This is a genomic window from Embleya sp. NPDC005575 (assembly GCF_040605455.1).
Taxonomy (GTDB): domain Bacteria; phylum Actinomycetota; class Actinomycetes; order Streptomycetales; family Streptomycetaceae; genus Embleya.
On the sequence record NZ_JBEXCV010000017.1, the window covers coordinates 36,416 to 62,150 of the forward strand.

A 25,735-nucleotide genomic window follows, 5' to 3' on the forward strand; every position below is an offset into this window, starting at 1 on the left:
GTTGTGGTCGGTGGCGCTGGACGCGGCGGTGCCCGACGGTTTCGTTCCGGACCTGGATCCGGCCCGGATCGGGTCGCGGGCGGTCGGGCGCGATGGCGCGGGCCGACCGGCGTACGAACGCCCGCTCGGCCGGGGCGCGCCCGGACCGGCCGAGCGGGTGATCCGTCGGACACGCCGCCGCGCATCCGGGTGACATTCCCGGATATGCGGCGCAGTTGTTTCTAGCCTCGACCGGGAGACACCGATTCCGGTATCGGCGCACCGAACGCCGGGACCGTGTCCTCGGTCCTGCCGGGTCTGCGCCCCCGGCAGGATCGGGGAGACGGCCCCGGCCGTCGAAGGCGCGCCGAGGACGAATGACCGGCCGTCCACAGGGCAGGCGCAAAGCGCGGTCCTCGGCGATGACGCGAGGACATCGAGCCCGTGAAGAGGAGTACGCACCGATGAGTACCCAAGGCCGGACCCCCGGCGGCAAGTCCGCGTCGGGCGAGCCGGAGGAAACCGTCGTCGCGCCGTCGAGCGAACCCGCAGCGGCGTCGTTCGGCGAACCCCACTTCCCGAGGCAGGAACCGGACCAGGAGGCCGAGCCGGATCGGCGGCCGGACCGCAAGCGCGAGCAGGTCGCGCACGCGGTCGAGGAGTTGACCCATGCGGAACTGCCGGCCGAGGTACACCAAAAGGTCGGCGAAGCCGCCGAGAACACCGGCCGGCGCGTTGCCCGGGCCAAGCAGAGCGCGCAGCGGGCAACCGGCCGGGCCAAGGAAACCGCGACGAACAAGGCCGAACAGGCCAAGGAGACCACGATGCACAAAGCCGAGCGGGCCAAGGAGAGCACGGCGCACAAGGCCGACCGGGCCAAGGAGGCCGCGGTGCACGGGGCCGACCGGGCCAAGGAGGCCGCGGTGCACGGGGCCGACCGGGCCAAGGAGGCCGCGGTGCACGGGGCCGAGCGGGCCAAGGAGGCGGCACTGCATCGGGCCGAACAGCTCAAGGAGGCCGCCGCGCACACCGGCGATCAGGTCAAGGAGGCCGCCCGGCACAAGGCCGCGCAAGCCGGGCACAGGGCGGACCGGGCCCGCGGGACGGCCGGCGACCGGATCGTTCAGGCCAAGGACCGCACCGTCGAGGTCGGGCGCACCGCCGGCGACCAGCTCTTCGAGCACACCCCCGACCCGCTTCGGCACGCGACGCTCACCGGTGCGGCGGAGGTTCGCAAGCGCCCGTTGCCCGCGATCGCCGCCGCGGTCACGACCGTCGTGCTCCTGATCTGGGCGATTCGGAAGTCTCGGGGATGAGCGGTGGATCCGGGTTCCAAGGGCGTTCGGACGAGGTGAACACCAAGTCCGCCATGCGTACCGGCAGGTTGATGTACCGCCCGATCGGCATGCTCGTCGGGGTGGTGGGCGGCATGGCGGCGACGAAGGTGTTCAACAAGACCTGGAAACTGCTCACCCACCAGGACGACGCACCCGACGCGATGGACCGCGACCGGGGCTGGGGCGAGATCCTTGCCGCCGCCGCGGTTCACGGCGCGATCTACGCCGTCGTGCACGCCGCCGTCAACCGAGGCGGCGCCGTGGCCTTCCGGCGGGGCACCGGCATCTGGCCCGGGCACTGAAGCATCGGTCGGGGTCGTAGCCCCTCTCATCGACTCGCCCGGGCTCAACCGGCCGCCGCGTCCTCGGTCCACATCCGCAATACCCGTCGGGTCGCCTCGTCCGCGCCGGGCCCGTACTTCGCGGGCGCCGTCGCGGCGATCGCGACCCGTACGTCCGCCTCCGACCGGCCCGCGCCCCGCGCGTACTCGGCCGGCAGCGCGGCCTCCAGCGCCGAGCCCAACTCGGGCTCGGCCGCGTGCGCCAGGATCAACCCGGTCAGGTCCTCGCCCGGTAGCCCGTAGCCCGCGTGCGACCAGTCCAACACCACGACGTCCTCGTCCCGCGCGATCAGATCCACCGGACGCAGATCCAGGTGGCACTGCACGTACGGCAGTTCGGCGGCGCGCGTCGCCAGCGGCCCGATCAAAGACGGGGGTTCGAACAGCCAGGACGGCCCGGCCGGTCGCGGTGCGGCCTGTGCCGCGCCGAGTCGGCGGGCGAAATCGACCCACCGGGTGAGGTCCCACGTGCTCCCGGAGGAGCCGCGCACATAGTCCAGCCACAGGGCCACCGACCCGTCCGTGCGCCGATCGACACGCAGCGCCTTGGGCGCGGTCAGGCCGTAAGGGGCGTACACGCCGGCCGCGAAGCCGCTCTCGTATGCCTCGACCTCGCGGGCCCAGTAGCGCGGATTGGCGGGTGCCGTACCGTCCGGCGTCGCGAGTTTGAGCACCATGTCGGTGCGGCTGCCGCACACGTGCCAGATGTCGGAGTGCGTGGACAGCGGGGCGGCGTCCAGAGGGGAACCCAACTCGGGCGGCACGGATTCGATACGCACCGGCGGCGGCGCGGTGGGCTCGCTCAGGATCGACTCCGGGACGGTGCGCCTGCGATCAGCGAAAGACCGGGGCTCGGGGTGGGCGTCGGCGACCGATGTGGTGCCGGTAGGCGTGCAGGGGGGTCGGGCGGCGGGCGTGGCGGGCGCGTCCCGATCGCATGGCGTGCCCGGCCGGACGCGGCACGGTGGGCAGTGCGAGTGCGGCCGGCGCGGGGATCGCGGCGGGTTCGACCGCCGGTCGTGCGGTCGACGGAAGGGGTACCGGCGCCGCCAGGGCCTCGGGCCCCAGCATGCGGTCCTCGAGCCAGGCCAGCCCGGGTATCAACAGGAACATGACGATCAGTGCGAGCAAAGCGAGAACCAAGTACATGATCTGCCGCCTGGGGGTGAGCGCGTCCGGGCCGTAGTGACCCCCTAGCCGGTAGAGATCGGCGCAAACGTGACGGTTAGGCAACGGACCCGTTGACCCAGGTTCGGAGGTGACAGCCTGGCCGTATGGCGAACAACGGCACGACGCTCGACTGCGACGCGATCCTGTTCGATCTCGACGGTGTGCTGGTGGACTCGCATCCCCTGATCGAACGCATCCTGCGCATGTGGGCGCTCGACCGCGGTGTGGACCCGGACGCGGCCGTCGCCGCTTCGTACGGGCGGCGCGACATCGACCTGGTGCGCGTGGTCGCTCCCACATTGAAGGCCGAGGCCGAGGCCGCGTGGATCGTCGAGCGCGAGGAACGGGACTTCACCGGTATCTGCCCGATGCCCGGCGCGGCCGCTCTGCTGGCCGCGCTGCCCGCGGCGCGCTGGGCCATCGTCACGTCCGGCACCCGCCGGGTGGCCAGGGGTCGACTGCGCGCGGCGGAGTTGCCCGAACCGGTGTACATGGTCACCGCGGAGGACGTCAGCGAGGGCAAGCCGGCCCCCGAGGGCTACCTGCGCGCGGCCGATCTGCTGGGTGTCCGGCCGGATCGTTGCCTGGTCGTGGAGGACGCGGAGAGCGGTGTACGTGCCGCGGAGGCGGCCGGTATGCGCTGCCTGGGCATCGGCGCGGCCCTGGCCGAGGGCGAGATCGGCGCCGCACTGGACGCGTGGGCATCCGATCTGCGGCCGGTCGACCCCGAACTGGTCACAGCGGGACATGTCCGACTGAACATTCACCCGAATGGGTCAAACTAAGGACGCAACCTCTCGGGTCCCATTGGCGTCTACAACGGTGCACGACTCGGGGAACACTCCACATTTGGGTTTGGGTCGGGAGAGGCACCACTCGATGAAGAAGACTCGCATATCCCTCGCGGTCACCGTGACCGCGATCCTGGCCTTGTCGGCCTGCAACTCCGGCTCGTCGAGTGACTCGACCGCGAAGGCCGGTGCGCAGTCGCCGCTACCCGCCACCTCCTCGTCCGCACCGGTGACGCCGGCGCCCGAGAGCACCGCGCCGACCTCCGCCGCACCCACGGCCGGCGCGCCGACCTCCGCCGCACCCACGGCCGCCAAGCCCAGCACGAGCAAGCCCGCCACCGCCAAGCCCGCCACGAGCAAGCCGCCGACCAGCAAGCCGCCGACCACCAAGCCCAAGCCGCCGGCCGGACTGGACGAGCGGTGTCTGACCGGTCGGGCGATCTGCATCGACAAGCGCACAGACCGGCTCACCTGGGTGATCGACGGCAAGGCCCAGTACTCGACGGACGTGCGCTTCGGCTCGGCCGAAACGCCGACCCGCGAGGGCGCGTTCAGCATCAACTTCAAAAGCCGCGACCACGTGTCGACGCTGTACCACACGCCGATGCCGTTCGCGATGTTCTTCTCCGGCGGCCAAGCCGTGCACTACTCGGCCGACTTCGCCGCCCGCGGCTACAACGGCGCTTCGCACGGCTGTGTGAACGTCCGGGACAAGGGCTTGGTGCAGCAGCTCTTCAACGAGACCCGCGTCGGCGACAAGGTGATCGTCTACCGCTCGGCCAAGTAGCCCCGAAGCCCCCGAGGTTCGACCACCGCTCGGCCACGACGACCGAGCGGTGCCGACCGATCGGGACGCGGGATCAGCGCTCGCGTGGCGAGCGCACCGTCTTGAACTCCGCCGGGCCCGCGCCCATTTCGAACGTGCCGTCCGGGTAGAGCATCGGGCGGCGCTCCTGCATCAGCTTCGAGTACTTCTCCACGTGCTGGATCGAGACGCCGTCGGGGTCGGTGAAGTCGACCAGCGCGATCGCCACCCAGAACACCGCGCGCTTGTTGTTGAACAGCGGCACATTCACGGTGGAGCCCTGACCGTCGGTGACCTCGGCGTGCGCGCCGTAGGACTTGAAGCTGCCGAAGCCGTTCTCGACCGCGCTGTACGCGCAGATCAGCACATAGCCCTGCTCGTCGGGCCGGGTGATCCGGACCGTCTCACGGCCGGGCGCACGCGAGTCGCCGTCCAATTGGATGTAGGGCGCGGCGGTCAGGCTGCCGAGCTCGCGGTAGTAGATCACCCCGTCCTTGTCGCCCTTCTTCGCGCCCACCTTGGACCGAGGCACGAACAGCGCGTACAGGTCCAGGTCGGCGCCGGTCTTACGGCGCGCGTCGTCGCCGCCGTCCCAGACCAGGGAAGCGGTGACAGTGACCGCGCGGTCGCTCTTGTCCATGTTGATCGTCGCCCGACCGCCCTTGGCCAGGTCGACCCGGCCGAGCGGCTCCTTGGCCATCGAGATCGGCGCCGGCGCGGCCGGCGCCGGCACCGCGGCGGGCTCCTTGACCATCACGTGCGCGGGCGCGACGGGCGCGGGGACCGGCTCCGGCTCCGGCTCGTCCTCGACCGAGATGCCGAAGTCGGTCGCCAACCCGGCGAGGCCGCTGGCATAGCCCTGACCGACCGCGCGCACCTTCCACGCGTCGCCGCGCCGATAAAGCTCGACCAGGACCGCGACCGTCTCGCCGCCGGCGAACGCGTCCGGCGCGTAGCCGATCCGCGCGTCCCCGGACACGGTGACCGCGCCCAGGCCCGGCACCTGGCCCAAGGTCATCCCGGGGCGGTCCGCGTCCGAACTCACCACGACCACCACACGGGCGATCTCGGCCGGCAGCTTGGCCAGTTCGATACTGACGTGGGTGGTTCCCGAGGGGCCGGCCGCCGTGCGCACCGCGCCGTCGCCGCCGACGGGATTGTTGAAGAAGACCAGATCCTCGTCGGTGCGTACCTTGTGCGCGTCGGTCAGCAGCACGGCGGACACGTCCACGACGTCGGTCGAGCCCCACCCGATCGAGACCTCGGCGCGGTCGCCGGTCAGGGGCGCGTTGGCGCCGGTGGGCAGCGTGACGTCGGACATGGAGGGCCCTCCCGCGTTGGACAAAGGCGCCGTTTCGCGCCCTGATCAGGGGAACGACCCTCCCACCGACGACGTTCCGCAAACCCGGAACTTTCCCCAAGCTGGGGTAAAGTCCCAGGTGGAAAGCGTCACTCGGGCGCGGCTCAGCCCCCGGATACCACCTTGTCGAACAACTTCCTGGCCTCGGCGAAGAACGCGGGCGCGTCCTCGGGGCCGGTACAGAACACCTGGATGGGCAGGTGTACGGCCGTCGCACCGGCGGCGATCACCTCGCTCGCGCCGGCCATCGTGCGGGCCAGGTCGAACCGCCCGGCGTCGTCCTTGACCATCGGCAGCGGGCCCTGCACGCGCAGCGTCCCCGGGTCGCGACCGGCCGCGGCGAGCGCCTCACGGATACGCACCACGTCCCGGGCCATGTCGGCGGTGGACAGGCCCATGATCGGAATCCAGCCGTCGCCGCTGCGCACGATCCGGTCCAAATTGCGCTTGTTCAGCGTGCCGCCGATCCACAGCGGCACGCCGCCCACCTGTACGGGCTGCGGCGCGCAGTAGACGTCGGCGAAGTTCACCGTCTCGGACGCGAAGGACGCGGGCAGGTTCGTCCACAACGCCTTGCACGCGGCCAGTGTGTCGGTCAGCAGTCGCCCGCGCGCGTCCCAGTCGATCCCGGCCGCGTCGTACTCCTCGCGCTGCCACCCCGTGGCCACGCCCAACTCCAACCGTCCGCGCGAGATTTGATCCAGCGTGGCCGCGGTCTTGGCGAGCAGCGTGGCGCTGCGCAGCGGGGCGACCAGGATGCCGGTGGCCAGGCGCACGTTCGAGGTGACGGCGGCGATCGCGGCGAGCAGGGTGAGCGGCTCGGGCCAGGCCGCCTCGGGCGGCGTGGGGAAGCGGCCCCACGTGTAGTTCTGCGTGTTGGGGCCCATCACCACGTGGTCGACCAGGACGATCCGGTCGATTCCCGCGTCGTCGGCGGCCCGGCCGACATCCACGAAGCCGCGCCAGTCGCCGGCGGGCCAGGCGCCGAAGTTCGGCAGGCCGATGGAAAGTTGCACGTCGGTGGTCATGCGGATGCTCCGTCGCGTCGAAGTGGGTGGAGGTGGGGTGGGGGTCGAAGTCGGGCCGGGATCGGGGTCGGTTCGAGGCGGGCAGGGGCCACGGATCGGAAGCTCGCCGGGGTCAACGCGACCCGGCGTACGGATCGCGGCCGGCCGTCGCCGCGTCGATCACCGCGTCGCCGAGCGCGGCGCGGGCGTACTTCTCGAAGGACGGCGCCCGGCGCAGCTCGTTGCCGCCGTCCACGGCCAGGCTCTGGCCGGTGGTCCAGGACGATTCGGGGCCGGCCAGGTGGCGGACCGCCTCGGCGATGTCCTCGGGCAGGCCGGTGCGGCCCAGCGGCTTGTTCGCCACGAAGCGCGCGATCATCTCCTCGTCGCGGAAGATCCGGGCCTCCTCGTGCGAGCGCACCAGGCCGGGACGGACCGCGTTGACCCGGACACCGGCTGCGCCCAACTCGTCCGCGGCGGCCCGGACCAGCGCTTCCAGGCCCGCCTTCCCGGCCGCGTAGCCACTCAGGAACGGCATGGTCAGCTTGGCCGCGGTCGAGGACACGCACACGATCGCGCCCCCGCCGCGCGCGGCGATCACGGGGGCGGTGTACTTGATCGCCAGGAACGCGCTGTGCGTGTTGCGGTGCAGGTCGGCCAGGAACGTGTCGTCGTCCATGGCCAGGATCGGTGCGGTGCTCCCGCCGCCCACGGTGGCAACGCAGACGGCGAGCTCGGGGCCCGCCGCCCGGACCGCGGCACGAATCCCGTCGGTGGTGCAGGCGTCCGCCGCGACGATGCGCACCTCGGTGCCGGCCGGGGCCCGCGCGCGCAGTCGTTCGGCCGCTGCCGTGAGCGCGTCGGCCCGCCGGGCGGTGAGCGTGACCGAGCAGCCGTCGCGCAGCAGTCGGGCCGCACATGCGGAGCCGATGCCGCCGCTGCCACCGGTGACCAGGGCCATCCGGCCGGCCAGGATTGCGGGCATGGGCGGGTTCCTCCCGAGGCGACCAAGGAAACTGATGATGTGTCAGCTCCGAGTCGACGTTACACCTCGAATCATTCGAGCTGTAACGAAGTTCGGCTAGAGTGTGGCCATGACCACGGGGGAAGGCGAGCTGCCGGGACTGACCGCGCTGCTCTACGCGGCCACCGCACGGCTGGACGCGCACTTCGCCGCGTGCGCCGGCGCGGTCGGTCTGACCGCGTCCCAGGCGAACGCGGTGCACGAACTCGCCGAGCCGCTGGGCATGCGCGAGCTGGGTCGGCGGATGTGCTGCGAACCACCCAACGTGACCTTCGTAGTGGACCGCCTGGCGGAGCGCGACCTGGTCGAGCGCCGGCCGCATCCCGGGGATCGCCGGGCGAAGGTGATCGCGCTCACCCCGGCCGGCGCCGAGCTGCGCGAGCGCCTGTTCGCCGCGCTCGCCTGTGATCCGCCGCTGACCGGCCTGCCGGACGCCGACCGGCGCGCCCTGCGCGTACTGCTCGACCGGGCGCTGCGCACGGGCTGACGAGGCCGGCCCTGGCTCTCCTCGACGTGCGCCACTAACCTGACGCCCCATCAGAGAGTGCGACGCCGTTCATCCCGGCGACGCCGGGGACAGGAGAACGGCATGGCTGTGTTCGCGCTGCGTTTCGACTTCCGCAATCCGGCTTTCGCCGGGACGAGCATGGGGGAGCGCTACGCGGCGGCACTCGACATGGTCGAATGGGCCGATCGGCACGGGTTCTTCATGGTCACGCTGTCCGAGCACCACGGTTTCGCCGACGGCTACCTGCCCGCCCCGCTTCAGTTCGCCGCCGCGATCACCACGCGGAGCCGGAACATGGGCGTGACCATCGCGGCGATACCCGCGCCGCTGCACGATCCGCTGCATCTGGCCGAGGAACTCGCGGTGCTCGACCTGCTCAGCCAGGGCCGGGTCAACGTGGTGCTCACCAACGGCTACGTCGACAGCGAGTTCGCGATGTACGACGTACCGATGCGCGAGCGGGTCAAGCGCACCGTGGAGACCGTCGAGACGCTGCGCAAGGCGTGGACGGGCGAGGAGTTCGAGTTCCGGGGCCGGACCGTGCGGGTGACCCCGGAGCCCTTCCAAAAGGGTGGCCCGCCGATCATCCTCGGCGGCAGCGTCGAGGCCGCGGCGCGCCGTGCCGCGCGCATCGCCGACGGGTTCATGCCGTCCAACCCGGCGATCTGGGAGTTCTACCGGGACGAGAAGGTCAAGCTCGGCGAGGAGGACCCGGGCCCCTACTTCGGCGGCGACACCAGCTTCTTCCACCTCTCGAACGACCCCGACCGGGACTGGGACAAGATCGCGCCGCACGCGCTGCACGAGGTCAACGCCTACGGCGAGACGATGGCCGCGGCGGGCACCTCGGGCCTGGGCGGCTATGCGAGCGTCACCGACGCCGACGCGCTGCGCGCGGGCGGGCAGTATCGGGTGATCACCCCGCAGACCCTGGTCGCCGAGCTCAAGGCCCAGGGCGACGCGGCGTTCGCGATCCTGCACCCGATGATGGGCGGCATCCCGCCGGAGCTCGCGTGGGAGAGCCTGCGCCTGTTCGAGAACGAGGTGCTGCCGAACCTGTAGAGCCGCAGCCGTGGCGCGCACCGCGTCCGAGGGCCACCCCCGCGGTCACCGGTGCGGTGCGCCCGCCACGAAGTCCTTGGTGTGGTCCCACCATGTGCGCCGGTCGGGCGGGAACCGGCGCAGCGAGCGGGCCAGCTTGGTGTCCGCGTGCGGCGAGGTGCGCCCGGGACCCTCCTTGTACCGCCAGCGCGCCCACGGCGACTCGGGCTTGGCGATGCGCATCGCCGACATCATCGCGACGAACGGTACGAACACGCCGATCAGCCCGGTGGCGACCTTGCCCTTGGCCAGCGCGCACAGTGCGAAGGCCAGGTTGAACACGACCACCGTCGCGGCCACCGGCTTGCTGTCGCCGTCGCCGAGGCCGAGCGGATTGGCGCCGACGAACAGCAGCAGCCCCATCGCGGCGGTGATCAGCACCGCGTCCACCGACTTGCGGCCGTCCGCCGCCCAGTACACGTCGTCCAGGTGCACGAGCAGCGCGAACTCGTCCAGCGTCAGGGCGGCGCCCATCCCGAAGAGCCCGGCGAGCACCTGGCGCAGCGCGCCGCCCGGTTCGTAGGCGAACTCCAGCGCGCCCGCGATCAGCATCAGGAAGATCCCGTACACCTGGTGGTGCACGTGCACCTTGCCCACCACCATGTTGCGGAACGGGCCCTTGCCCGCCCGGATCAGCCGGGTGATCAGGCGGGTCACCGCGAACGTGAAGATGAATGCGGCGAGCATCCAACCGACGCCGTGTGGCCCGGGCTCGGCGTCGCCCGCCAGCCGCGCCGTGGTCGAGATCCAGCCCTGGTCGTGCACAAACCGTCCCTGCTCGCGATTCCCGTGTGAGGAGGATTGTCCATGATCGAATGGACCGCATGGCACCATCGCCGCACCGGCACGATGGCGACCGGATCGAATCGAGGTTAGGACGCACATGGCCCTCCCCACGACCTCCACCGAGGTGACCTTCCCGGCGGGCGCGACCACCGGCGCCGCGCCGATCCTGGCCGCGCCCGTGCTGCCGGACGGGCGGACCGCCCTGGTGGTCGCCAGGACACCGTTCCACCCGCTGGACCACACGTGGCCGGACCAGCCCGCCGACACCGGGGTGATCCGGGTGGCGGGCGCGGAGTTGGTCGTGTCGGACTGCCTGACCGGCGCGGTCGGCCCGGGTGGCGAGTTCGCGGTCGGCGAGGCGATTCCGGTCCGGCGCGGCGACGAGGACTGGTCCTGGCTCGTGCTGCACGTCCTGGACCGGGCCCCGGGCGATCCGGGCGATCTGGTCGGAGCAGGTGCCGAGTTGGCCGTCGACGCCGACCGCCGGGCCGCGCTCGGCGCCGCACACACCTCGTGCCATCTGCTGGCGTTCGCGCTCAACGCGGTGCTCGCGCCGCGCTGGCGCAAGGAGGTACGCACCGACAGCCTCGGCCGCCCCGACTTCGACAACCTGGCGATCACCTCGTCCCGGATGGACGAGGGCGGCAGCCGCGACGATTACCGGATCGGCAAGTCGCTGCGCAAGAAGGGCTTCACCGCGGACGGCCTGGCCGAGGACCTGCCCGGCATCCGCGAGGAGGTCGAGGCGCTGCTCACCCAATGGCTGAAAACCGATGCCGAGGTGCGGATCGAGGTGCCCGGCCCGGCGCTCACCGCCCGTCGGGTGTGGCACTGCGGGCTGCCGGACGGCGACGCGCACATCCCGTGCGGCGGCTCGCACCTGGGTCGGCTCGGTGATCTGCGCGCCTTGGCGATCGAATTGACCATGGACGAGGACGGTGCACTCGTCGCGCTGACCCGGCCCGAACGCGCCTGACACCCGCCCGAGGACTTGCGCATCGCACCGGCGGGAACCGGTCCCACGATGTGGACGTTACCTTCGAAAGGAATTCTCTTTACCTAACCATGACCTGGTCGGGGGACTTCCGATGTCCGCCGTCACCCGTTCCAGGAGGCTCGCGCCGTGAACACCATCGCCCTGGGTCCATCGTTCCTGGACCCGGACAAGCTGATCTCCACGTTCGGCCTGATCGGCATTCTGGTGATCGTCTTCGCCGAGTCGGGGCTGCTGATCGGCTTCTTCCTGCCGGGCGACTCGCTGCTGTTCACCACCGGCCTGCTGGTCTCGGACGGCAAGTACATCTCGCAGCCGCTGTGGCTGGTGTGCCTGTTGTTGTGGATCGCGGCGGTGCTGGGCGACCAGGTCGGTTTCCTGTTCGGTCGCAAGGTCGGGCCGTCCCTGTTCAACCGGCCCGACTCGCGGTTCTTCAAGCGCGAGAACGTGGAGAAGGCGCACGAGTTCTTCGAGAAGTACGGACCGCGCTCGATCGTGCTGGCCCGGTTCGTGCCGATCGTGCGCACCTTCACCCCGATCGTCGCGGGCGTCGCCCGGATGAGGTACCGCACGTTCGTGGTCTACAACGTGGTCGGCGGGTTCCTGTGGGCGTGCGGGGTCACCCTGCTCGGCCACTCGCTGGGACAGGTGCGATTCGTCCGGGACAACATCGAGTTCATCCTGGTCGCGATCGTGCTGATCTCGGTGATCCCGGTCGCGATCGAACTCCTGCGCGCCCGCTCGGCGTCGCGCAAGCGGGCAGCGCGGGACCGGGCGGAGTCGGCCCCGGGGCGGGGCCGAAACCGCGCGAGCGACGACCGGCCGTGACGCGGAACCGGGTCACCGGCGCCGAGCCGTACGGGTTGGTGCCGGCCGCCAATAGAGTTCACGCCATGCGCGCTCAACTTCTGGCCCGGGCAACCCTGCCGTCCCTGTGGAGTCTCGACCGCATTCCCGGTGCGGCGGCCTGGCTCGCGCACGGTGTGGACGGCTCGCTCGTCGTGCTCGACGACTCGCTGAGCACCGTGCGCCAGGTGCGACTGCCCGAGGACTGGCGGGGCGGCCACTCGGTCACCCCCGACCTCGGGCACTTCGTCGCCTCGGCACCCGATCGCGTGGTGGTACTGGATGCGGAGGGGCGCGAGGTGTGGGCCCACCCGCACCCGCCGTGGGAGTCCGAGGAGGCCGGCTCCTGTGCGGTCACCTCGGCCGGGATCTGGGCGGTGGTGCGCACCGCCGAGGGCGACCGGTGTGTGCTGCTGGACGGCGCGGACGGCACCCCGCTGACGGCGTGGCCGCTGCACCCGGCCACCGTCGGCTCCGAACTGCTTCCGCATCCCGACGGCGGGCACGTGGGCCTGGCCGCTTCGCACGCCGACGACGCCTACCGGGTCTTCGTGCTCGGCACGGACGCCCCGGACCGGGTCGCCGAGGTGCCGCCGGGGGAGAGCCGGGTGCTCACCGACATCCACGGCTCCGGTCGGATGATGCTGACCACGCCGATCGAGGCCGGACCGCTCGCGCTGGTGCGCTACCCGGACGGCGCGGTGATAGCGGCCCGGCCGGGGGAGCAGGTCTTCCCGGACCCGGACGAGGTGTTCGACATCTACGCCGGTTTCGTGCGCCGGGACCTGGTGCTCGCGGCCTCCTCGGGCGAGCGGCACGTGCTGTTCTCGGTGCCGGACCTGCGGGCGATCGCCGAGGTCGAGTACCCCGAGGACGCGCCACGCGAATGGCTCGTGGTGCGCGGCGACGGTGTCTGGCTGACCGCCGACTCGGAGTCGGGCACGGTGTGCATGTGGTCCCTGGAGCAGCCGGCGGCGACCGGCTGACCCGTTCGCGGGGCCGATCGGGCGCCCGGGTCTCCGCGACCGACGCGGGCCCGGGAACGGACCGATGTTCGACGGTGATCCCAGGGAAATGAGCCCATTAGCGGGAAATATGTAGCTTTTGGTGCATTTATGATCACCGCTCGCTGACACCATGCTCTACATGGGCACCCCGGACTTCCACGCCCGCCCCTCCTGACCGTGCCCACGATTGCTCGGTCGACCGACCGCCACGACGAGAAACGCCGGTCGCCGGCAGCCACCCGGCCGGGTGGCCGCCGGCGACCGGCGTTCACGCGAGGGATCGGCGGGTCAGTGGTGACCCTGCTCGGTGAGCCGCTTGCGCGAGGCCTCGACCTCGGCCTCGGCCTCGTCGCGGCCGACCCAGTTGGCGCCCTCGACCGACTTGCCCGGCTCCAGGTCCTTGTAGACCTCGAAGAAGTGCTGGATCTCCAGCCGGTCGAACTCCGAGACGTGGTGGATGTCACGCAGGTGCTCCACGCGCGGGTCCGTGGCCGGCACGCACAGGACCTTGTCGTCGCCGCCGGCCTCGTCCGTCATCCGGAACATGCCGATTGCGCGGCATCGGACCTGGACGCCCGGGAAGGTCGGCTCGTCCAGCAGCACCAGCGCGTCCAGCGGGTCACCGTCCTCACCGAGGGTGTCCTCGATGAAGCCGTAGTCCGCCGGGTAGCGCGTCGACGTGAACAACATCCGGTCGAGCCGGATGCGGCCCGTCTCGTGGTCCACCTCGTACTTGTTGCGCGATCCCCGGGGGATCTCGATGGTGACGTCGAACTCCAAGGCTCCTCCATAGTGCTGCGCCGGGACCGTTGCCGGGACCGTTAGGGTCGTTCTGTCCGCGAGGCCGAACCCGGCACAGGTCCCGGACAGAACCTGATCTGATCTCAGTGTCTCGCATGGCCGGTGGTCCGGCGGAAGGGGATGGTCTCGCGTGGCCGGCACAAGGAGCAAAGCGATCGCCGCGGCCCTGGCGGCGATCGTGCTGGCCGTGCTCACCACGCTCGTGCACGGGTCGTGGAAGGGCGAGCCCCTGGCCGCCCGAGCCGATGAGCAGACCAAGCGGGTCGCGAGCGCGCAGCCGGTGCTCGCGCCGGTTTCCGGGGATCCCGCCGGCACGACCCCGACCGAGGCCGGCATCCGGGCCGCGCTGGATCCGCTGACCAAGGCCACCGCGCTCGGCGCCCCGCCCGCGGTCGCCGTCGTCGACGCGCTGACCGGGAAAGCGCTGTACGGCGCCAACCAGGATCGGGCGGCCACCCCCGCGTCCACCACGAAGATCACCACGGCGGTGGCCGCGCTCACCGCCCCGGGTCCGAGTCACCGGATCGCGACCCGCGTGGTGCCGGGCGCGACGCCGGGCACCATCGTGCTGGTCGGCGGCGGAGACCCGACGCTGACCGCGCTCGACGGCAAGCAGTACGGCAGCGCCTACCAGCCCGCCCGGCTGTCCGACCTGGCCGCGGCGACCGCGACCGCGCTCAAGGCCACCGGCACCACGCAGGTCAAGCTGCAGTACGACACCACCCTGTACACCGGCCCGGCCCTGCACGTGATCGGCGTCAACGAGAACATCGCCCCGGTGGTGTCGCTGATGGCCGACGAGGGCCGGGTGGACCCGATGGTGGTGGGCAAGGAGAGCAACCGGGTGCAGTCCCCGGGCATCGACGCCGCACGGAAGTTCGCGGGGCTGCTCAAGACCTCGGGCATCGCCGTCGACGGCACGCCCGCCCCGGGTACCGCGCCCGCCGGCGGCGCGCCCGAACTCGCCTCGGTACAGTCCCCGCCGATGTCCGCGATGGTCGAGCAGATGTTGACGGTCAGCGACAACGATCTGGCCGAGGCCCTGCTGCGGCAGGTCGCGATCGCCAACGGACAACCCGCGAGCTTCCAGGGTGGCACCGTCGCGGCGCGCAAGGTCCTGGAGGGCCTGGGCGTGACCTACGGGACGTCCAACCTCAAGGACGGCAGCGGCCTGGACAAGGAAAACCGGCTCACCCCGCAGACGCTCGTGCAAACCCTTGCGGTGGCCGCGTCCGAGCCGCACCCCGAACTGCGCTGGGCACTCTCCGGCCTGCCGATCGCGGGCTTCACCGGCACCCTGACCGACCGGTACGGTCCGAACAGCGGCTCCGCCGACGCGGCCGGCGTGGTCCGGGCCAAGACCGGCTCGTTGACCGGGGTCAGCACACTGGCCGGCCTGGTCCGGGACCGGGACGGCCGGCTGCTCGCGTTCGCGATACTGGCCGACAAGTTCACCGGCGACCCCGACCCGGCCCGCGCGGCGATCGACCGGATGGCCGCCGCGCTGGCCGACTGCGGCTGCACCAGCGGCTGACGCGGGTGGCGGGTGGCGGCCGATCCGGCCCGCCCGCCCACAAAACCCGATTCCGATGAAGTCGTGGACCCCGGTTCCTCTTTCGGGGACCCATGGAGCACGTACCGTGGCCGTATGACGAGCGGCAACGGTGCGGACATGATCGATTGGGACCTGGCCGTGGCGACGGCGAACCGGCTCGTGCGGCCGGGACCCGACGTCGGACGGGACGAGGCGCGGGCGGTCGTGGCGGAGCTGCGCGCGCACGCCAAGACGTCCGAGGGACACGTACGGGCGTTCACGGGACTCGATTCGGGCGACAACGACACCCCGGTCCTGGTGGTGGACCGACCGGGCTGGGCCCGGGCCAACGTGCAGGGCTTCCGGCACGTGCTGCGACCGCTCCTGGACAAGGTCGAACAGCGCCGCGAGAGCGTGCCTGGCGGTATCGCCCTGGGCACCGTGGGCGGCAAGGTGACCGGCCTGGAACTGGGCACCCTGCTCGCGTTCCTGTCCTCGCGCGTGCTCGGCCAGTACGAGACCTTCGCGCCGCAGGCCCCGGGCGCGAGCGGGCGCGGCCCCGGGCGCCTGCTCCTGGTCGCCCCGAACATCGTCCAGGTCGAGCGCGAGCTCGGCGTGGACCCGCACGACTTCCGGCTGTGGGTGTGCCTGCACGAGGAGACCCACCGGACCCAGTTCACCGCCGTGCCGTGGTTGCGTGACCACCTGGAGCAGGAGATCCACGGCTTCCTCGGGCAGACCGAGGTCGACCCCTCCGCGGTGCTCGGCCGGCTGCGCGAGGCGGTCTCCACGTTCGCGGGCGCGCGCCGCGGCGGCGCCGACGGCGACGGCGAGGGCGGCTCGCTGGTCGAACTCGTCCAGACACCCGAGCAGCGCGAGATCCTGGGCCGGATCACCGCGGTGATGTCGCTCCTGGAGGGGCACGCCGACTTCGTGATGGACGGGGTCGGGCCGCAGGTCATCCCGACCGTGACGGAGATCCGGGAGAAGTTCGCCGAGCGGCGCGCCCAGGGCACCGGGCGCTTCGACCAGGTGCTGCGCAAGCTGCTCGGCATGGACGCGAAGCTGCGTCAGTACCGCGACGGCGAACGATTCGTGCGCGAGGTGGTCGACCGGGTCGGCATGGACGGCTTCAACCGGGTGTGGACCTCGCCGAACACGTTGCCCACCAAGGCCGAGGTGGCCGAGCCGGGCATGTGGGTGGATCGGGTGCACGGCAGGAACGGCGCCGCCGGCGCCGCGCCGACCAAGGGCCCCGCCGACCCCGCGTGAGTCGACGCACGACACCCGACGCGGCACCGCCTCGCGCCGCGGCGGGTCGGTGCCGGCGCGCCCGCGTCCTCATCCGGGCGACATCTCGTGGTGTCGGCCGCCCGGGGCGCTTCGGGTGACGTAGCGTGGGCAAACCAATTCTCTTCGGCACATCTCGCGGAGGCCGCGACCTCCGCGAACCGGCCGAACCGGACGTGCAAGGAGGTGTCGTCGAGCCGTGGGACCCCATCCCGCCGTGGCCGCCACCAGGCTGGCCGTCCGCAAGACACTGCGCGAGCTGCAATCGGGTGACCTCGTCCTGGTGGCCTGCAGTGGTGGCGCGGACTCGTTGGCGCTCGCTGCGGCCACCGCGTTCGAGGCCCCCCGCGCGGGTCTGCGCGCCGGAGCCATCACCGTCGACCACGGCCTCCAGGCGGGTTCCACCCGCCGCGCCGTGGACCTGGTCGCCCGACTGCGCGATTTGGGCCTGGGCCCGGTCGAGGCGCTCGGCGTCACCGTCGGCACCCGGGGCGGCCCCGAGGGCGCCGCGCGGCTGGCCCGATACAACGCCCTGGACACCGCCGCGAAGACGCACGGCGCCGCGCTCGTGCTGCTCGGGCACACCCTCGAGGACCAGGCCGAGACCGTGCTCCTCGGGCTCGCCCGCGGCTCCGGCGCCCGATCGCTCGCCGGCATGCCGCCGCTGACCGGCCACTACCAGCGCCCGTTCCTGGAGTTGGGCCGCGACATCACCCGGCAGGCGTGCGTCGCGCAGGACCTGCTTCCCTGGGAGGACCCGCACAACGCCGACCCCGCCTACACCCGGGCGCGGGTGCGCCACGAGGTGCTCCCGGTGCTGGAGAAGGCGCTCGGCCCCGGGGTGTCCGAGGCGCTGGCCCGCACCGCGCGCCTGTTCCGCGACGATGCCGAGGCTCTCGACCAGTGGGCCGACCGCGCCCAGGCGGATGTCACGCACGACGACGGCGAGCTCGAGGTCGCCGGGTTGGCCGAGTTGCCCGCCGCGGTCCGCCGCCGGGTTCTGCGCCGCACGGCGGTCGGCGCGGGCAGCCCCTCCGGTGCGCTGTTCGCCCGGCACGTGGAGGCGGTGGAGAAGCTGGTCATCTCCTGGCACGGCCAGGGGCCCATCCACCTGCCCGGGGGCGTCGAGATACGCAGACGGTGTGGCAGGCTTCTCTTTCACCGGCCGGCTCAATCCTGACCGGTGACCGCGGGGCTCAGTCGAAAACTTCGTAGTAAGGCATGTGGTGGACGAGAAGGACATGGGCGCCGACCTCGAAAGGGTCCTCGTCACGCAGGAGGAGATCGAGGCGAAGCTCGTCGAGCTCGCCGAACGGATCGACGAGGACTACCGGGGTCAGGACCTGCTCCTCGTCGGCGTGCTCAAGGGCGCCGTCATGGTCATGGCCGACCTCGCCCGGGCGGTGCACTCGCCGGTCAAGATGGACTGGATGGCGGTGTCCTCCTACGGCTCCGGCACCAAGTCCTCGGGCGTCGTGCGCATCCTCAAGGACCTCGACGCGGACATCGCCGGTCGGCACGTCCTGGTCGTCGAGGACATCATCGACTCGGGTCTGACCCTGTCGTGGATGCTCGCCAACCTCACCTCGCGGGGTCCCGCCTCGCTCGAGGTGTGCGCGTTCTTCCGCAAGCCGGAGGCCGCCAAGGTCGACATCCCGGTCAAGTACGTGGGCTTCGACATCCCCAACGAGTTCGTGGTGGGCTATGGCCTCGACTACGCCGAGCGCTACCGCAACCTGCCCTTCGTGGGCACACTGGCCGAGCATGTATACGGTGGTTCGAAGCCGACCTGACCCGCTCGGGCGCATGGATGACGGCTTCGGGTTTGCGTGATCGACAACCTGTAACAGCATCCGGGAACAAGGGGAACGTTTCCCCTCGTTGGAGGGTGCGTCGGGGGTCGGTGCACGAAGGCGCGCAATGTGAGTGAACGCGCGGCGCGTTGACGTGCGGACGCCCGGTGTACCGTCTAACGCAGTGACATCCGATCAGCACGGGCGACCGTGCCGGGCGATACCGGACAGGCAACGTACCCGGGGGCCATAAGGCGTCCGGGTCAAAAGTCGGCAGGAGGGACGGGGCGTCTGCTGCCCCGCATCGATGGACGTCAAGCGCTATTTCCGCGGGCCGGTCATGTGGATCGCGCTGGCCGTCATTGCTGTGATCCTCCTGATGCAGCTCGTCTCCTCTTCGAGCGGCTTCAAGGGCGTCGACACCGGCAAGGCGATCCAGGCGATCCAAAACGACCAGGTCAAGTCAGCCAAGCTCATCGGCGGTAACGACCAGTCACTCGAGCTCACCCTGATCGACGGGGTGAAGATCGACAAGCACAACAAGATCAAGACCTCGTACATCGACGAGCAGGGCGTGGAGATCCAGCGCCTGCTGCAGTCCAAGTACGAGCAGGGCAAGATCCAGGACTCCTACACGGTCAAGCTCAGCAAGCAGAGCACGATCGTCAGCATCCTGTTCTCCCTGCTGCCGTTCGTGCTCATCGTCGTGGTCTTCCTGTTCCTGATGAATCAGATGCAGGGCGGCGGCTCCCGGGTCATGAACTTCGGGAAGTCCAAGGCCAAGCTGATCTCCAAGGACACGCCGAAGACGACCTTCTCCGATGTGGCCGGCGCGGACGAGGCGGTCGAGGAGCTCCACGAGATCAAGGAGTTCCTCCAGGAGCCCGCCAAGTTCCAGGCGGTCGGCGCGAAGATCCCCAAGGGTGTGCTGCTGTACGGCCCGCCCGGAACCGGCAAGACGCTGCTCGCTCGCGCGGTCGCGGGTGAGGCCGGCGTGCCGTTCTACTCGATCTCCGGTTCCGACTTCGTCGAGATGTTCGTCGGTGTCGGTGCCTCCCGAGTGCGCGACCTGTTCGAGCAGGCCAAGGCCAACGCGCCGGCGATCGTCTTCGTCGACGAGATCGACGCGGTCGGCCGACACCGCGGCGCGGGCATGGGCGGCGGTCACGACGAACGCGAGCAGACGCTCAACCAGCTCCTGGTCGAGATGGACGGCTTCGACGTCAAGGGCGGCGTGATCCTGATCGCCGCGACCAACCGGCCGGACATCCTGGACCCGGCGCTGCTGCGCCCGGGCCGCTTCGACCGGCAGATCGCGGTCGACCGACCCGACATGCAGGGCCGCTGGGACATCCTCAAGGTGCATGCCAAGGGCAAGCCGGTCACCGAGGACATCGACCTCAAGGCGGTCGCCCGGCGTACCCCCGGGTTCACCGGCGCCGACCTGGCGAACGTGCTCAACGAGGCCGCACTGCTGACCGCCCGCTCGGACGCCAAGCTGATCGACGCGAAGTCGATGGACGAGGCGATCGACCGGGTCGTGGCCGGGCCGCAGAAGCGCACCCGGATCATGAGCGACAAGGAAAAGAAGATCACCGCGTACCACGAGGGCGGCCACGCCCTGGTGGCGCACGCGTTGCCGAACACCGACCCGGTGCACAAGATCACGATCCTGTCCCGCGGTCGCGCGCTCGGCTACACGATGGTCCTGCCCGAAGAGGACAAGTACTCCACCACGCGCAACGAGATGCTCGACCAGCTCGCCTACATGATGGGCGGGCGCGCGGCGGAGGAACTGGTCTTCCACGACCCGACCACGGGCGCCTCGAACGACATCGAGAAGGCCACCGGTCTGGCTCGTTCGATGGTCACGCAGTACGGCATGACCGAGCGCCTGGGTGCGATCAAGTTCGGCAACGACGGTGCCGAGCCCTTCCTGGGTCGTGAAATGGGTCACCAGCGCGACTACTCCGAAGAGGTCGCGGCTATCGTCGACGAAGAGGTCAAGAGGTTCATCGAGACCGCCCACAACGAAGCGTGGGAGATTCTCGTCGAGAACCGTGACGTGCTGGACAATCTGGTGCTGGAGCTGTTGGAGAAGGAGACCCTGGACAAGGCCCAGGTCGCCGAGATCTTCGCTCCGGTCACCAAGCGCCCGGCCCGTCCCGCGTGGACGGGTTCGAGTCGGCGTCAGCCGTCCAGCCGTCCCCCCGTGATGACGCCGCGCGAGCTCACGCTCTCCGGCGGCGGCAGCGACAATGGGATTCTCAACGGTGGCTCGACCTCTACGACGGGCACCACGACGGGGTCCGGTGGGGCGGTAGCGCACCCCGAGCCGCCGTCCGATTCTCCGGAGAACTGAACGTGACGATCGACCCGGTCACCTTCGACGGTCGTGCCGTGGGTGAGTTCGACCAGGACCGCGCCGAGCGCGCGGTTCGGGAGCTGTTGCTCGCGGTCGGGGAGAACCCCGACCGCGAGGGTCTCAAGGACACCCCGGCCCGGGTGGCCAGGTCGTATCAGGAGATCTTCGCGGGGCTGCGGCAGGATCCCGAGGACGTGCTCACCACGACCTTCGACCTCGGCCACGACGAGATGGTCCTGGTCAAGGACATCGAGGTCTACAGCACGTGCGAGCACCACCTCGTGACCTTCCACGGGGTGGCGCACGTGGGGTACATCCCGTCGGAGGACGGTCAGATCACCGGCCTGTCCAAGCTCGCGCGCCTGGTGGACGTGTATGCCAAGCGTCCGCAGGTGCAGGAGCGGCTGACCACCCAGATCGCCGACGCGCTGGTGAACATCCTGCGCCCGCGCGGGGTGATCGTGGTGGTCGAGTGCGAGCACCTGTGCATGACCATGCGCGGCATACGGAAGCCGGGTGCCCGCACCCTCACCTCCGCCGTGCGCGGCCAGTTGCTGAACGCGGCCACGCGGGCCGAGGCGATGAGCCTGATCCTGAGCCGGTAGCGGCTGCACAGCGCACGGTCGCGGGTCGGCGAGGCGCCGATAACAAGTCGCGACGCAGTACTTGGGGGTTGACCGGGCAGCGCCCGGTCAACCCCTACTCTGTTCCCCATGACAGCGACGACCGGCCCGCGACATCGGGCTCCCGACCGCCCGCCACGGGTGCGCGGCCTGCCCGAGTTCGGCCGGTGCGCGGTCATGGGCGTGGTCAATGTGACCCCCGATTCGTTCTCCGACGGCGGCCTGTGGTTCGACTCGAAGGCCGCGATCACGCGCGGGCTCGCGCTGCTCGACCAGGGAGCCGATCTGATCGACGTGGGCGGCGAGTCGACCCGGCCGGGGGCCGGTCGGGTGGATGTGGACGAGGAACTTCGCCGGGTCGTCCCGGTGGTGCGCGAACTGGCCTCGGCCGGTGCGGTGGTCAGCGTGGACACCACCCGGGTCGAGGTCGCGAGCGCCGCCGTCGAGGCCGGCGCCCGCCTGGTCAACGACGTCAGCGGCGGGCTCGCGGATCCGGCGATGGCCGCGTACGTGGCCGACAGCGGGGTGCCCGTGGTGGTCATGCACTGGCGTGGGCACTCGCGCGGGATGCAGGAGCGCGCGGTCTACGCCGACGTGGTCGCCGAGGTGCGCACCGAGTTGGCCGAGCGGATGGAGAAGGTGATCGCGGCCGGCGTCCGTCCGGAGGCGATCGTGCTCGACCCGGGCCTGGGCTTCGCCAAGACGGCCGCGCACAACTGGCCGCTGCTCGCCCACCTGGACGCGCTGCACGAGCTCGGTCGTCCGCTGCTCGTGGCCGCGTCCCGCAAGACCTTCCTGGGGCGGCTGCTCGCCGCCGAGGACGGCACACTGCGTCCGCCCCGCGGACGCGACGATGCGACGGCCGCGGTCTCCGCGCTGGCCGCCGCCGCGGGCGCGTGGGCCGTCCGTGTGCACGAGGTGCCCGCTTCGCTCGACGCGGTCAAGGTGGCGGCTGCCTGGCAGGAGGCCCGATGAACCCGATTGACGACCAGACGTCGCCCGAGGCGGACGCGGTACGCGAGGTCAACCTCGCGCTGTGGACGGCCGTCGAGGAGGGCGACATCGACGCCCTCGGCGCGATCTGGGCCGACGGCGCCGACGCGCCCAGCGTGACGTGCGTGCATCCGGGCTGGCCCGCGCTGCACGGACGCGCGGAGATCCTGCGCTCGTACGCGCTGATCATGGCCAACACCGCGTATGTGCAGTTCTTCCTGACCGACGTCGAGGTCAAGCTCGCCGGCGAGGTCGCGGTGTTGTCCTGTACGGCGAACATGTTGACCGGGATGGCCGAGGAGGACGGCGGCGACGAGGCCGGGTTCGCGGGCGGTCGAGCGGTGGTCACCAACGTCTTCCGGCGCACTCCCTCGGGATGGCGGTTGTGGCTGCACCACGCGTCGCCGGTGATGGCGGAGGTCGACGCCGAAGAGGAGATCTGACCGATCCCGACCGCTTCGATGCGTCGTTCGGGTGCCTTCGAGGCACCCGGCCGAGCGAACCTGTCGGGATCGCTGGGTACATTCGTACCGCACAGAGGTGGTCCGGCCGTCGGCGCGACCGCCCCTCGACGGGTCGACAACCGACCGGTCGGGGTGCGCAGTGATGGGATAGCGCCGAGGAGGCGACTGATGCTGGACCGCGTCTCGCTGCGGGGATTGAAGGCCCGCGGCAACCATGGAGTGTTCGCGAAGGAACGCGAGGAAGGCCAGACCTTCGTCGTGGACGTCGTGCTCGGGGTGGACACCCGTCCGGCCGCGCGGTCCGACGACCTCACCCTCACGGTGCACTACGGCGAGGTCGCCGAGGACGTGGTCGGCGTCGTCCAGGGCGACCCGGTCGATCTGATCGAGACGCTCGCGCAGCGGATCGCCGACGTGTGCCTGGCCCGCCCGCTCGTGCAGGAGGTGGAAGTGATCGTGCACAAGCCCGACGCCCCGATCACCGTCCCGTTCGACGACGTGACGGTGACCATCGTGCGGGGGCGGGACCGATGACCGACACGACCCGCGAACCGGTCCCGGAGCAGCCCGCCGAGACCACCGCCCAGCGTGCGCTGTTGACCTGGAGCCGGGTCGTGCTCGCGCTCGGCAGCAACCTGGGCAACCGCCTGGAGACCCTTCAGGGCGCCATCGACGAGATCGCCGACACCCCGGGCGTGAGCCTGCTGCGGGTGTCCCCGGTCTACGAGACCGATCCGGTGGGCGGCCCCGAGCAGGGCAGCTACTTCAACGCGGTGGTCGAGGTGCGCACGCTGCTCACCCCGGATCTGATCCTGGAGCGCGGCAACTCGATCGAGGAGGCGTTCCAACGGGTCCGGGTCGAGCGCTGGGGACCGCGCACACTGGACGTGGACGTGATCTGGTTCGAGCACGTGGTGCAGGACGACCCGCATCTGACCCTGCCGCATCCGCGCGTGCACGAGCGTTCCTTCGTGCTCGCGCCGTGGCACGACATCGACCCCGAGGCGGAGGTACCGGGCCACGGCCGGGTCGCCGACCTGCTCGCGCAGGTGGGCCTCGACGGGGTGCATCGCCGTGACGACCTGGAGTTGACCGCAGACCGATGAAGCCCACGCGCCCGCTCCTCCTGCTCGCCCTCGCGCTGGGGGCGGGCGGCATCGCGTATGCCGGAATCGACCTGTGGGATTCGCGCGGCACGCCGCCCGTGGTCCCGATCCTGGCTCCGATCGTGCTGCTGTGCCTGGCCGCGATCGCGCTGGCGATGGCGCTGTCGCTGCGTTCGCGGCTCAAGGCACAGCGCGAGCGGCGGCCGACCGCGCGCCCGGTGGATCCGCTGGTCGCCGCACGGGCGGTGGTCTTCGCCAAGGCCGGTTCGCTGGTCGGCGCGCTGGTGGTGGGTCTGTACGGCGGCTACGCGCTCTACCTGACCGGCTTCCTGGAGGTCACCGAGCGCTCGGCCCAGGCCCTGCGCTGCGCCTTCGCCGTGGGCGCGGGCGTGCTGCTGGTCGGCGGATGCCTGTTCCTGGAACGGATACTGCGCGTTCCCGAGGATCCCGAGGACAAGTGAATCCGGCCGGCCCGGCGGTCGAGGACAAGACCTCGGCCGAAGGCCGGGTCGTCACCCCTCGATGGTGTCCAGCACGACCTCGGCCAACGGGATGTCCAACTCCTCCGCGCCGATGGACCGCCGCAGGGCCTCATGCAGCCGCGCCGGCGTGAGTACGCCCACGAACCGGTCCCCGTCCACGACGGCGATCCACCCGGCGTCGTGTTGGAGCATCTCGCCGAACGCCTGCTTGAGCGAAGCGCGCACCGGCACCCATGCCTCCATCCGCCGGGCCCGGTCGCGCACCGTACCGTCGGCCGGGCGGTCGTTCACCCACCCGTGCAGGTTGCCCTCGTCGTCGAGCACCACAGCCCAGCGCGAACCGGCCGCGCGCAGCTTTGCGAGCGCCTCCGGCATCGGGTCGTCCAGGTGCACGACCGGCGGCAGTTCGAGGTCGTCGGGGGTGATCTCGGTCACCGACAGGCGCTTGAGACCGCGATCCGCACCGACGAAGTCGGCGACGTAGTCGGTGGCGGGTGCGCCGAGCACGCTGGAGGGTGTGTCGAACTGCTCGATGTGGCCACCCATCGAGAAGACCGCCATCCGGTCGCCGAGCCGGACCGCCTCCTCGATGTCGTGCGTGACGAACAGGATCGTCTTCTTCAACTCGCCCTGGAGCCGCAGGAATTCGGTCTGCAGGTGCTCGCGCACCACCGGGTCCACCGCGCCGAACGGCTCGTCCATCAGCAGCACGGGCGGGTCCGCGGCGAGTGCGCGGGCCACGCCGACCCGCTGGCGCTGACCACCGGAGAGCTGGTGCGGGTAGCGGTCGCCGAGCTTGGCCGGATCCAGGCCGACCAGCTCCAGGAGTTCGACGCCGCGCGCCTGGGCCTTTTTGCGGTCCCAGCCCAGCAGGCTCGGCACGGTGACGGTGTTCTCCAGCACGGTGCGATGCGGGAACAGGCCGCCGGACTGGATGACGTAGCCCATCCGCCGGCGCAGCTTGACCGGGTCGGCCCGGGTGATGTCCTCGTCGTCCAGGAAGATCTGCCCGGACGTGGGCTCGATCAGCCGATTGACCATCTTCATCGTGGTGGTCTTGCCGCAGCCGGAGGGGCCGACCAGGGTGACCAGCTCGCCCGTGGCGACCTCCAGGGACAGTTCCGCGACCGCCTCGGTCCCGTCGGGGTACCGCTTGGTGACGCGGTCGAGCCGGATCATGTGGACCCTCCGGGGGCATGGCAGGCAGTCGTGGCAGGTGTCCGGAGAC

Annotated in this window: 28 protein-coding genes; 20 read left to right on the forward strand and 8 right to left on the reverse strand. The window is 71.0% G+C overall.

From position 1 onward, the window contains the following. Positions 1–443: 443 nt before the first annotated feature. Positions 444–1,295, forward strand: coding sequence for a hypothetical protein (locus tag ABZS54_RS08555; RefSeq protein WP_355532451.1), 852 nt, complete (start codon positions 444–446; stop codon positions 1,293–1,295). 53 nt (positions 1,296–1,348) lie between these two features. Further along, entirely contained in the window at positions 1,349–1,618 is a 270-nt protein-coding gene (locus ABZS54_RS08560; RefSeq protein ID WP_355532539.1) for a DUF4235 domain-containing protein, read from the forward strand. 44 nt (positions 1,619–1,662) lie between these two features. Here ABZS54_RS08560 and ABZS54_RS08565 read toward each other — a convergent pair whose 3' ends face one another. Further along, a complete protein-coding gene (locus ABZS54_RS08565) occupies positions 1,663–2,436 on the reverse strand; it encodes a phosphotransferase (RefSeq protein WP_355532453.1) in 774 nt (257 codons plus the stop codon). Between the two features lie 55 nt (positions 2,437–2,491). Next, positions 2,492–2,806 (reverse strand): hypothetical protein, encoded by a 315-nt coding sequence (locus ABZS54_RS08570; protein WP_355532455.1) that lies wholly within the window; start codon positions 2,804–2,806, stop codon positions 2,492–2,494. Between the two features lie 125 nt (positions 2,807–2,931). On the opposite strand from ABZS54_RS08570, the gene ABZS54_RS08575 reads away from it, so the two are divergent. Both ABZS54_RS08575 and ABZS54_RS08580 read left to right on the forward strand, forming a co-directional pair. Then, complete coding sequence (locus ABZS54_RS08575; RefSeq protein WP_355532457.1) at positions 2,932–3,612, forward strand: HAD-IA family hydrolase; 681 nt, start codon at positions 2,932–2,934, stop codon at positions 3,610–3,612. Between the two features lie 94 nt (positions 3,613–3,706). After that, the gene (locus tag ABZS54_RS08580; RefSeq protein ID WP_355532459.1) at positions 3,707–4,405 is read left to right on the forward strand and encodes a L,D-transpeptidase family protein; all 699 of its coding nucleotides are present in this window, start codon (positions 3,707–3,709) and stop codon (positions 4,403–4,405) included. Positions 4,406–4,478: 73 nt separating this feature from the next. Here the strand turns inward: ABZS54_RS08580 and ABZS54_RS08585 are convergent, their stop codons facing one another. The 3 genes from ABZS54_RS08585 to ABZS54_RS08595 all read right to left on the reverse strand — a co-directional run bounded on the left by ABZS54_RS08585 (position 4,479) and on the right by ABZS54_RS08595 (position 7,775). After that, the gene (locus ABZS54_RS08585; protein WP_355532461.1) at positions 4,479–5,744 is read right to left on the reverse strand and encodes a TerD family protein; all 1,266 of its coding nucleotides are present in this window, start codon (positions 5,742–5,744) and stop codon (positions 4,479–4,481) included. Positions 5,745–5,887: 143 nt separating this feature from the next. Beyond that, positions 5,888–6,811: a TIGR03619 family F420-dependent LLM class oxidoreductase gene (locus ABZS54_RS08590; RefSeq protein ID WP_355532463.1), complete on the reverse strand. Its 924-nt coding sequence runs from the start codon at positions 6,809–6,811 to the stop codon at positions 5,888–5,890. Between the two features lie 112 nt (positions 6,812–6,923). After that, entirely contained in the window at positions 6,924–7,775 is an 852-nt protein-coding gene (locus ABZS54_RS08595; RefSeq protein WP_355532465.1) for an SDR family oxidoreductase, read from the reverse strand. 109 nt (positions 7,776–7,884) lie between these two features. Here ABZS54_RS08595 and ABZS54_RS08600 point away from each other — a divergent pair, with 109 nt between their 5' ends. Beyond that, the gene (locus ABZS54_RS08600) at positions 7,885–8,301 is read left to right on the forward strand and encodes a MarR family transcriptional regulator (protein ID WP_355532467.1); all 417 of its coding nucleotides are present in this window, start codon (positions 7,885–7,887) and stop codon (positions 8,299–8,301) included. Positions 8,302–8,403: 102 nt separating this feature from the next. Next, positions 8,404–9,384 (forward strand): LLM class flavin-dependent oxidoreductase, encoded by a 981-nt coding sequence (locus tag ABZS54_RS08605; RefSeq protein ID WP_355532469.1) that lies wholly within the window; start codon positions 8,404–8,406, stop codon positions 9,382–9,384. A gap of 45 nt (positions 9,385–9,429) precedes the next feature. On the opposite strand, the gene ABZS54_RS08610 is transcribed toward ABZS54_RS08605, so the two are convergent. Next, positions 9,430–10,188 carry a hypothetical protein gene (locus tag ABZS54_RS08610; protein WP_355532471.1) on the reverse strand — a complete coding sequence of 253 codons (759 nt, stop codon included), beginning with the start codon at positions 10,186–10,188 and terminating at the stop codon, positions 9,430–9,432. A gap of 118 nt (positions 10,189–10,306) precedes the next feature. Between ABZS54_RS08610 and ABZS54_RS08615 the strand changes: the two genes are divergently transcribed. From ABZS54_RS08615 to ABZS54_RS08625, 3 genes are all read left to right on the forward strand, one after another. Next, a complete protein-coding gene (locus tag ABZS54_RS08615; RefSeq protein WP_355532473.1) occupies positions 10,307–11,185 on the forward strand; it encodes a metal-dependent hydrolase in 879 nt (292 codons plus the stop codon). A gap of 147 nt (positions 11,186–11,332) precedes the next feature. Continuing rightward, positions 11,333–12,031: a VTT domain-containing protein gene (locus ABZS54_RS08620; protein WP_355532475.1), complete on the forward strand. Its 699-nt coding sequence runs from the start codon at positions 11,333–11,335 to the stop codon at positions 12,029–12,031. Positions 12,032–12,096: 65 nt separating this feature from the next. Next, a complete protein-coding gene (locus ABZS54_RS08625) occupies positions 12,097–13,035 on the forward strand; it encodes a hypothetical protein (RefSeq protein WP_355532477.1) in 939 nt (312 codons plus the stop codon). Between the two features lie 309 nt (positions 13,036–13,344). Here the strand turns inward: ABZS54_RS08625 and ABZS54_RS08630 are convergent, their stop codons facing one another. Then, positions 13,345–13,836, reverse strand: coding sequence for an inorganic diphosphatase (locus ABZS54_RS08630; RefSeq protein WP_020549566.1), 492 nt, complete (start codon positions 13,834–13,836; stop codon positions 13,345–13,347). 151 nt (positions 13,837–13,987) lie between these two features. On the opposite strand from ABZS54_RS08630, the gene dacB reads away from it, so the two are divergent. The 11 genes from dacB to ABZS54_RS08685 all read left to right on the forward strand — a co-directional run bounded on the left by dacB (position 13,988) and on the right by ABZS54_RS08685 (position 24,486). Beyond that, positions 13,988–15,391 carry a D-alanyl-D-alanine carboxypeptidase/D-alanyl-D-alanine-endopeptidase gene (gene dacB, locus ABZS54_RS08635; protein ID WP_355532479.1) on the forward strand — a complete coding sequence of 468 codons (1,404 nt, stop codon included), beginning with the start codon at positions 13,988–13,990 and terminating at the stop codon, positions 15,389–15,391. 114 nt (positions 15,392–15,505) lie between these two features. Further along, entirely contained in the window at positions 15,506–16,663 is a 1,158-nt protein-coding gene (locus ABZS54_RS08640; RefSeq protein ID WP_355532481.1) for a zinc-dependent metalloprotease, read from the forward strand. Positions 16,664–16,880: 217 nt separating this feature from the next. Then, complete coding sequence (gene tilS, locus ABZS54_RS08645; RefSeq protein ID WP_355532483.1) at positions 16,881–17,861, forward strand: tRNA lysidine(34) synthetase TilS; 981 nt, start codon at positions 16,881–16,883, stop codon at positions 17,859–17,861. Positions 17,862–17,907: 46 nt separating this feature from the next. Further along, complete coding sequence (hpt, locus tag ABZS54_RS08650) at positions 17,908–18,474, forward strand: hypoxanthine phosphoribosyltransferase (protein WP_078979398.1); 567 nt, start codon at positions 17,908–17,910, stop codon at positions 18,472–18,474. Between the two features lie 307 nt (positions 18,475–18,781). Next, positions 18,782–20,836, forward strand: coding sequence for an ATP-dependent zinc metalloprotease FtsH (gene ftsH, locus ABZS54_RS08655; RefSeq protein WP_355532485.1), 2,055 nt, complete (start codon positions 18,782–18,784; stop codon positions 20,834–20,836). 8 nt (positions 20,837–20,844) lie between these two features. Next, the gene (folE, locus tag ABZS54_RS08660; protein WP_040876323.1) at positions 20,845–21,444 is read left to right on the forward strand and encodes a GTP cyclohydrolase I FolE; all 600 of its coding nucleotides are present in this window, start codon (positions 20,845–20,847) and stop codon (positions 21,442–21,444) included. A 108-nt stretch (positions 21,445–21,552) separates the two neighbouring features. Continuing rightward, positions 21,553–22,437, forward strand: a complete 885-nt coding sequence (folP, locus tag ABZS54_RS08665) for a dihydropteroate synthase (protein WP_355532487.1) — start codon at positions 21,553–21,555, stop codon at positions 22,435–22,437. After that, positions 22,434–22,898, forward strand: coding sequence for a nuclear transport factor 2 family protein (locus ABZS54_RS08670; protein ID WP_355532489.1), 465 nt, complete (start codon positions 22,434–22,436; stop codon positions 22,896–22,898). Before folP ends, ABZS54_RS08670 begins: the two co-directional genes overlap by 4 nt. Before the next feature lie 192 nt (positions 22,899–23,090). After that, the gene (gene folB, locus ABZS54_RS08675) at positions 23,091–23,453 is read left to right on the forward strand and encodes a dihydroneopterin aldolase (protein WP_026218007.1); all 363 of its coding nucleotides are present in this window, start codon (positions 23,091–23,093) and stop codon (positions 23,451–23,453) included. Further along, positions 23,450–24,025, forward strand: a complete 576-nt coding sequence (gene folK / locus ABZS54_RS08680; RefSeq protein ID WP_355532491.1) for a 2-amino-4-hydroxy-6-hydroxymethyldihydropteridine diphosphokinase — start codon at positions 23,450–23,452, stop codon at positions 24,023–24,025. The genes folB and folK overlap by 4 nt, the downstream gene beginning before the upstream one ends. After that, positions 24,022–24,486, forward strand: a complete 465-nt coding sequence (locus ABZS54_RS08685; RefSeq protein WP_355532493.1) for a DUF3180 domain-containing protein — start codon at positions 24,022–24,024, stop codon at positions 24,484–24,486. Before folK ends, ABZS54_RS08685 begins: the two co-directional genes overlap by 4 nt. A 51-nt stretch (positions 24,487–24,537) precedes the next feature. Here ABZS54_RS08685 and ABZS54_RS08690 read toward each other — a convergent pair whose 3' ends face one another. Then, positions 24,538–25,686, reverse strand: coding sequence for an ATP-binding cassette domain-containing protein (locus ABZS54_RS08690; protein ID WP_355532495.1), 1,149 nt, complete (start codon positions 25,684–25,686; stop codon positions 24,538–24,540). Positions 25,687–25,735 lie beyond the last annotated feature (49 nt).

Coding starts and splice junctions, on each gene's coding strand:
- ABZS54_RS08555 (WP_355532451.1), top strand. CDS start 444: ATGAGTACCCAAGGCCGGACCCCCGGCGGCAAGTCCGCGTCGGGCGAG.
- ABZS54_RS08670 (WP_355532489.1), top strand. CDS start 22,434: ATGAACCCGATTGACGACCAGACGTCGCCCGAGGCGGACGCGGTACGC.
- ftsH (WP_355532485.1), top strand. CDS start 18,782: ATGGACGTCAAGCGCTATTTCCGCGGGCCGGTCATGTGGATCGCGCTG.
- ABZS54_RS08605 (WP_355532469.1), top strand. CDS start 8,404: ATGGCTGTGTTCGCGCTGCGTTTCGACTTCCGCAATCCGGCTTTCGCC.
- ABZS54_RS08690 (WP_355532495.1), bottom strand. CDS start 25,686: ATGATCCGGCTCGACCGCGTCACCAAGCGGTACCCCGACGGGACCGAG.
- ABZS54_RS08625 (WP_355532477.1), top strand. CDS start 12,097: ATGCGCGCTCAACTTCTGGCCCGGGCAACCCTGCCGTCCCTGTGGAGT.
- ABZS54_RS08585 (WP_355532461.1), bottom strand. CDS start 5,744: ATGTCCGACGTCACGCTGCCCACCGGCGCCAACGCGCCCCTGACCGGC.
- ABZS54_RS08615 (WP_355532473.1), top strand. CDS start 10,307: ATGGCCCTCCCCACGACCTCCACCGAGGTGACCTTCCCGGCGGGCGCG.
- ABZS54_RS08590 (WP_355532463.1), bottom strand. CDS start 6,811: ATGACCACCGACGTGCAACTTTCCATCGGCCTGCCGAACTTCGGCGCC.
- folP (WP_355532487.1), top strand. CDS start 21,553: ATGACAGCGACGACCGGCCCGCGACATCGGGCTCCCGACCGCCCGCCA.
- ABZS54_RS08560 (WP_355532539.1), top strand. CDS start 1,349: ATGCGTACCGGCAGGTTGATGTACCGCCCGATCGGCATGCTCGTCGGG.
- folK (WP_355532491.1), top strand. CDS start 23,450: ATGACCGACACGACCCGCGAACCGGTCCCGGAGCAGCCCGCCGAGACC.
- ABZS54_RS08595 (WP_355532465.1), bottom strand. CDS start 7,775: ATGCCCGCAATCCTGGCCGGCCGGATGGCCCTGGTCACCGGTGGCAGC.
- ABZS54_RS08600 (WP_355532467.1), top strand. CDS start 7,885: ATGACCACGGGGGAAGGCGAGCTGCCGGGACTGACCGCGCTGCTCTAC.
- ABZS54_RS08575 (WP_355532457.1), top strand. CDS start 2,932: ATGGCGAACAACGGCACGACGCTCGACTGCGACGCGATCCTGTTCGAT.
- ABZS54_RS08685 (WP_355532493.1), top strand. CDS start 24,022: ATGAAGCCCACGCGCCCGCTCCTCCTGCTCGCCCTCGCGCTGGGGGCG.
- ABZS54_RS08640 (WP_355532481.1), top strand. CDS start 15,506: ATGACGAGCGGCAACGGTGCGGACATGATCGATTGGGACCTGGCCGTG.
- ABZS54_RS08580 (WP_355532459.1), top strand. CDS start 3,707: ATGAAGAAGACTCGCATATCCCTCGCGGTCACCGTGACCGCGATCCTG.
- ABZS54_RS08570 (WP_355532455.1), bottom strand. CDS start 2,806: ATGTACTTGGTTCTCGCTTTGCTCGCACTGATCGTCATGTTCCTGTTG.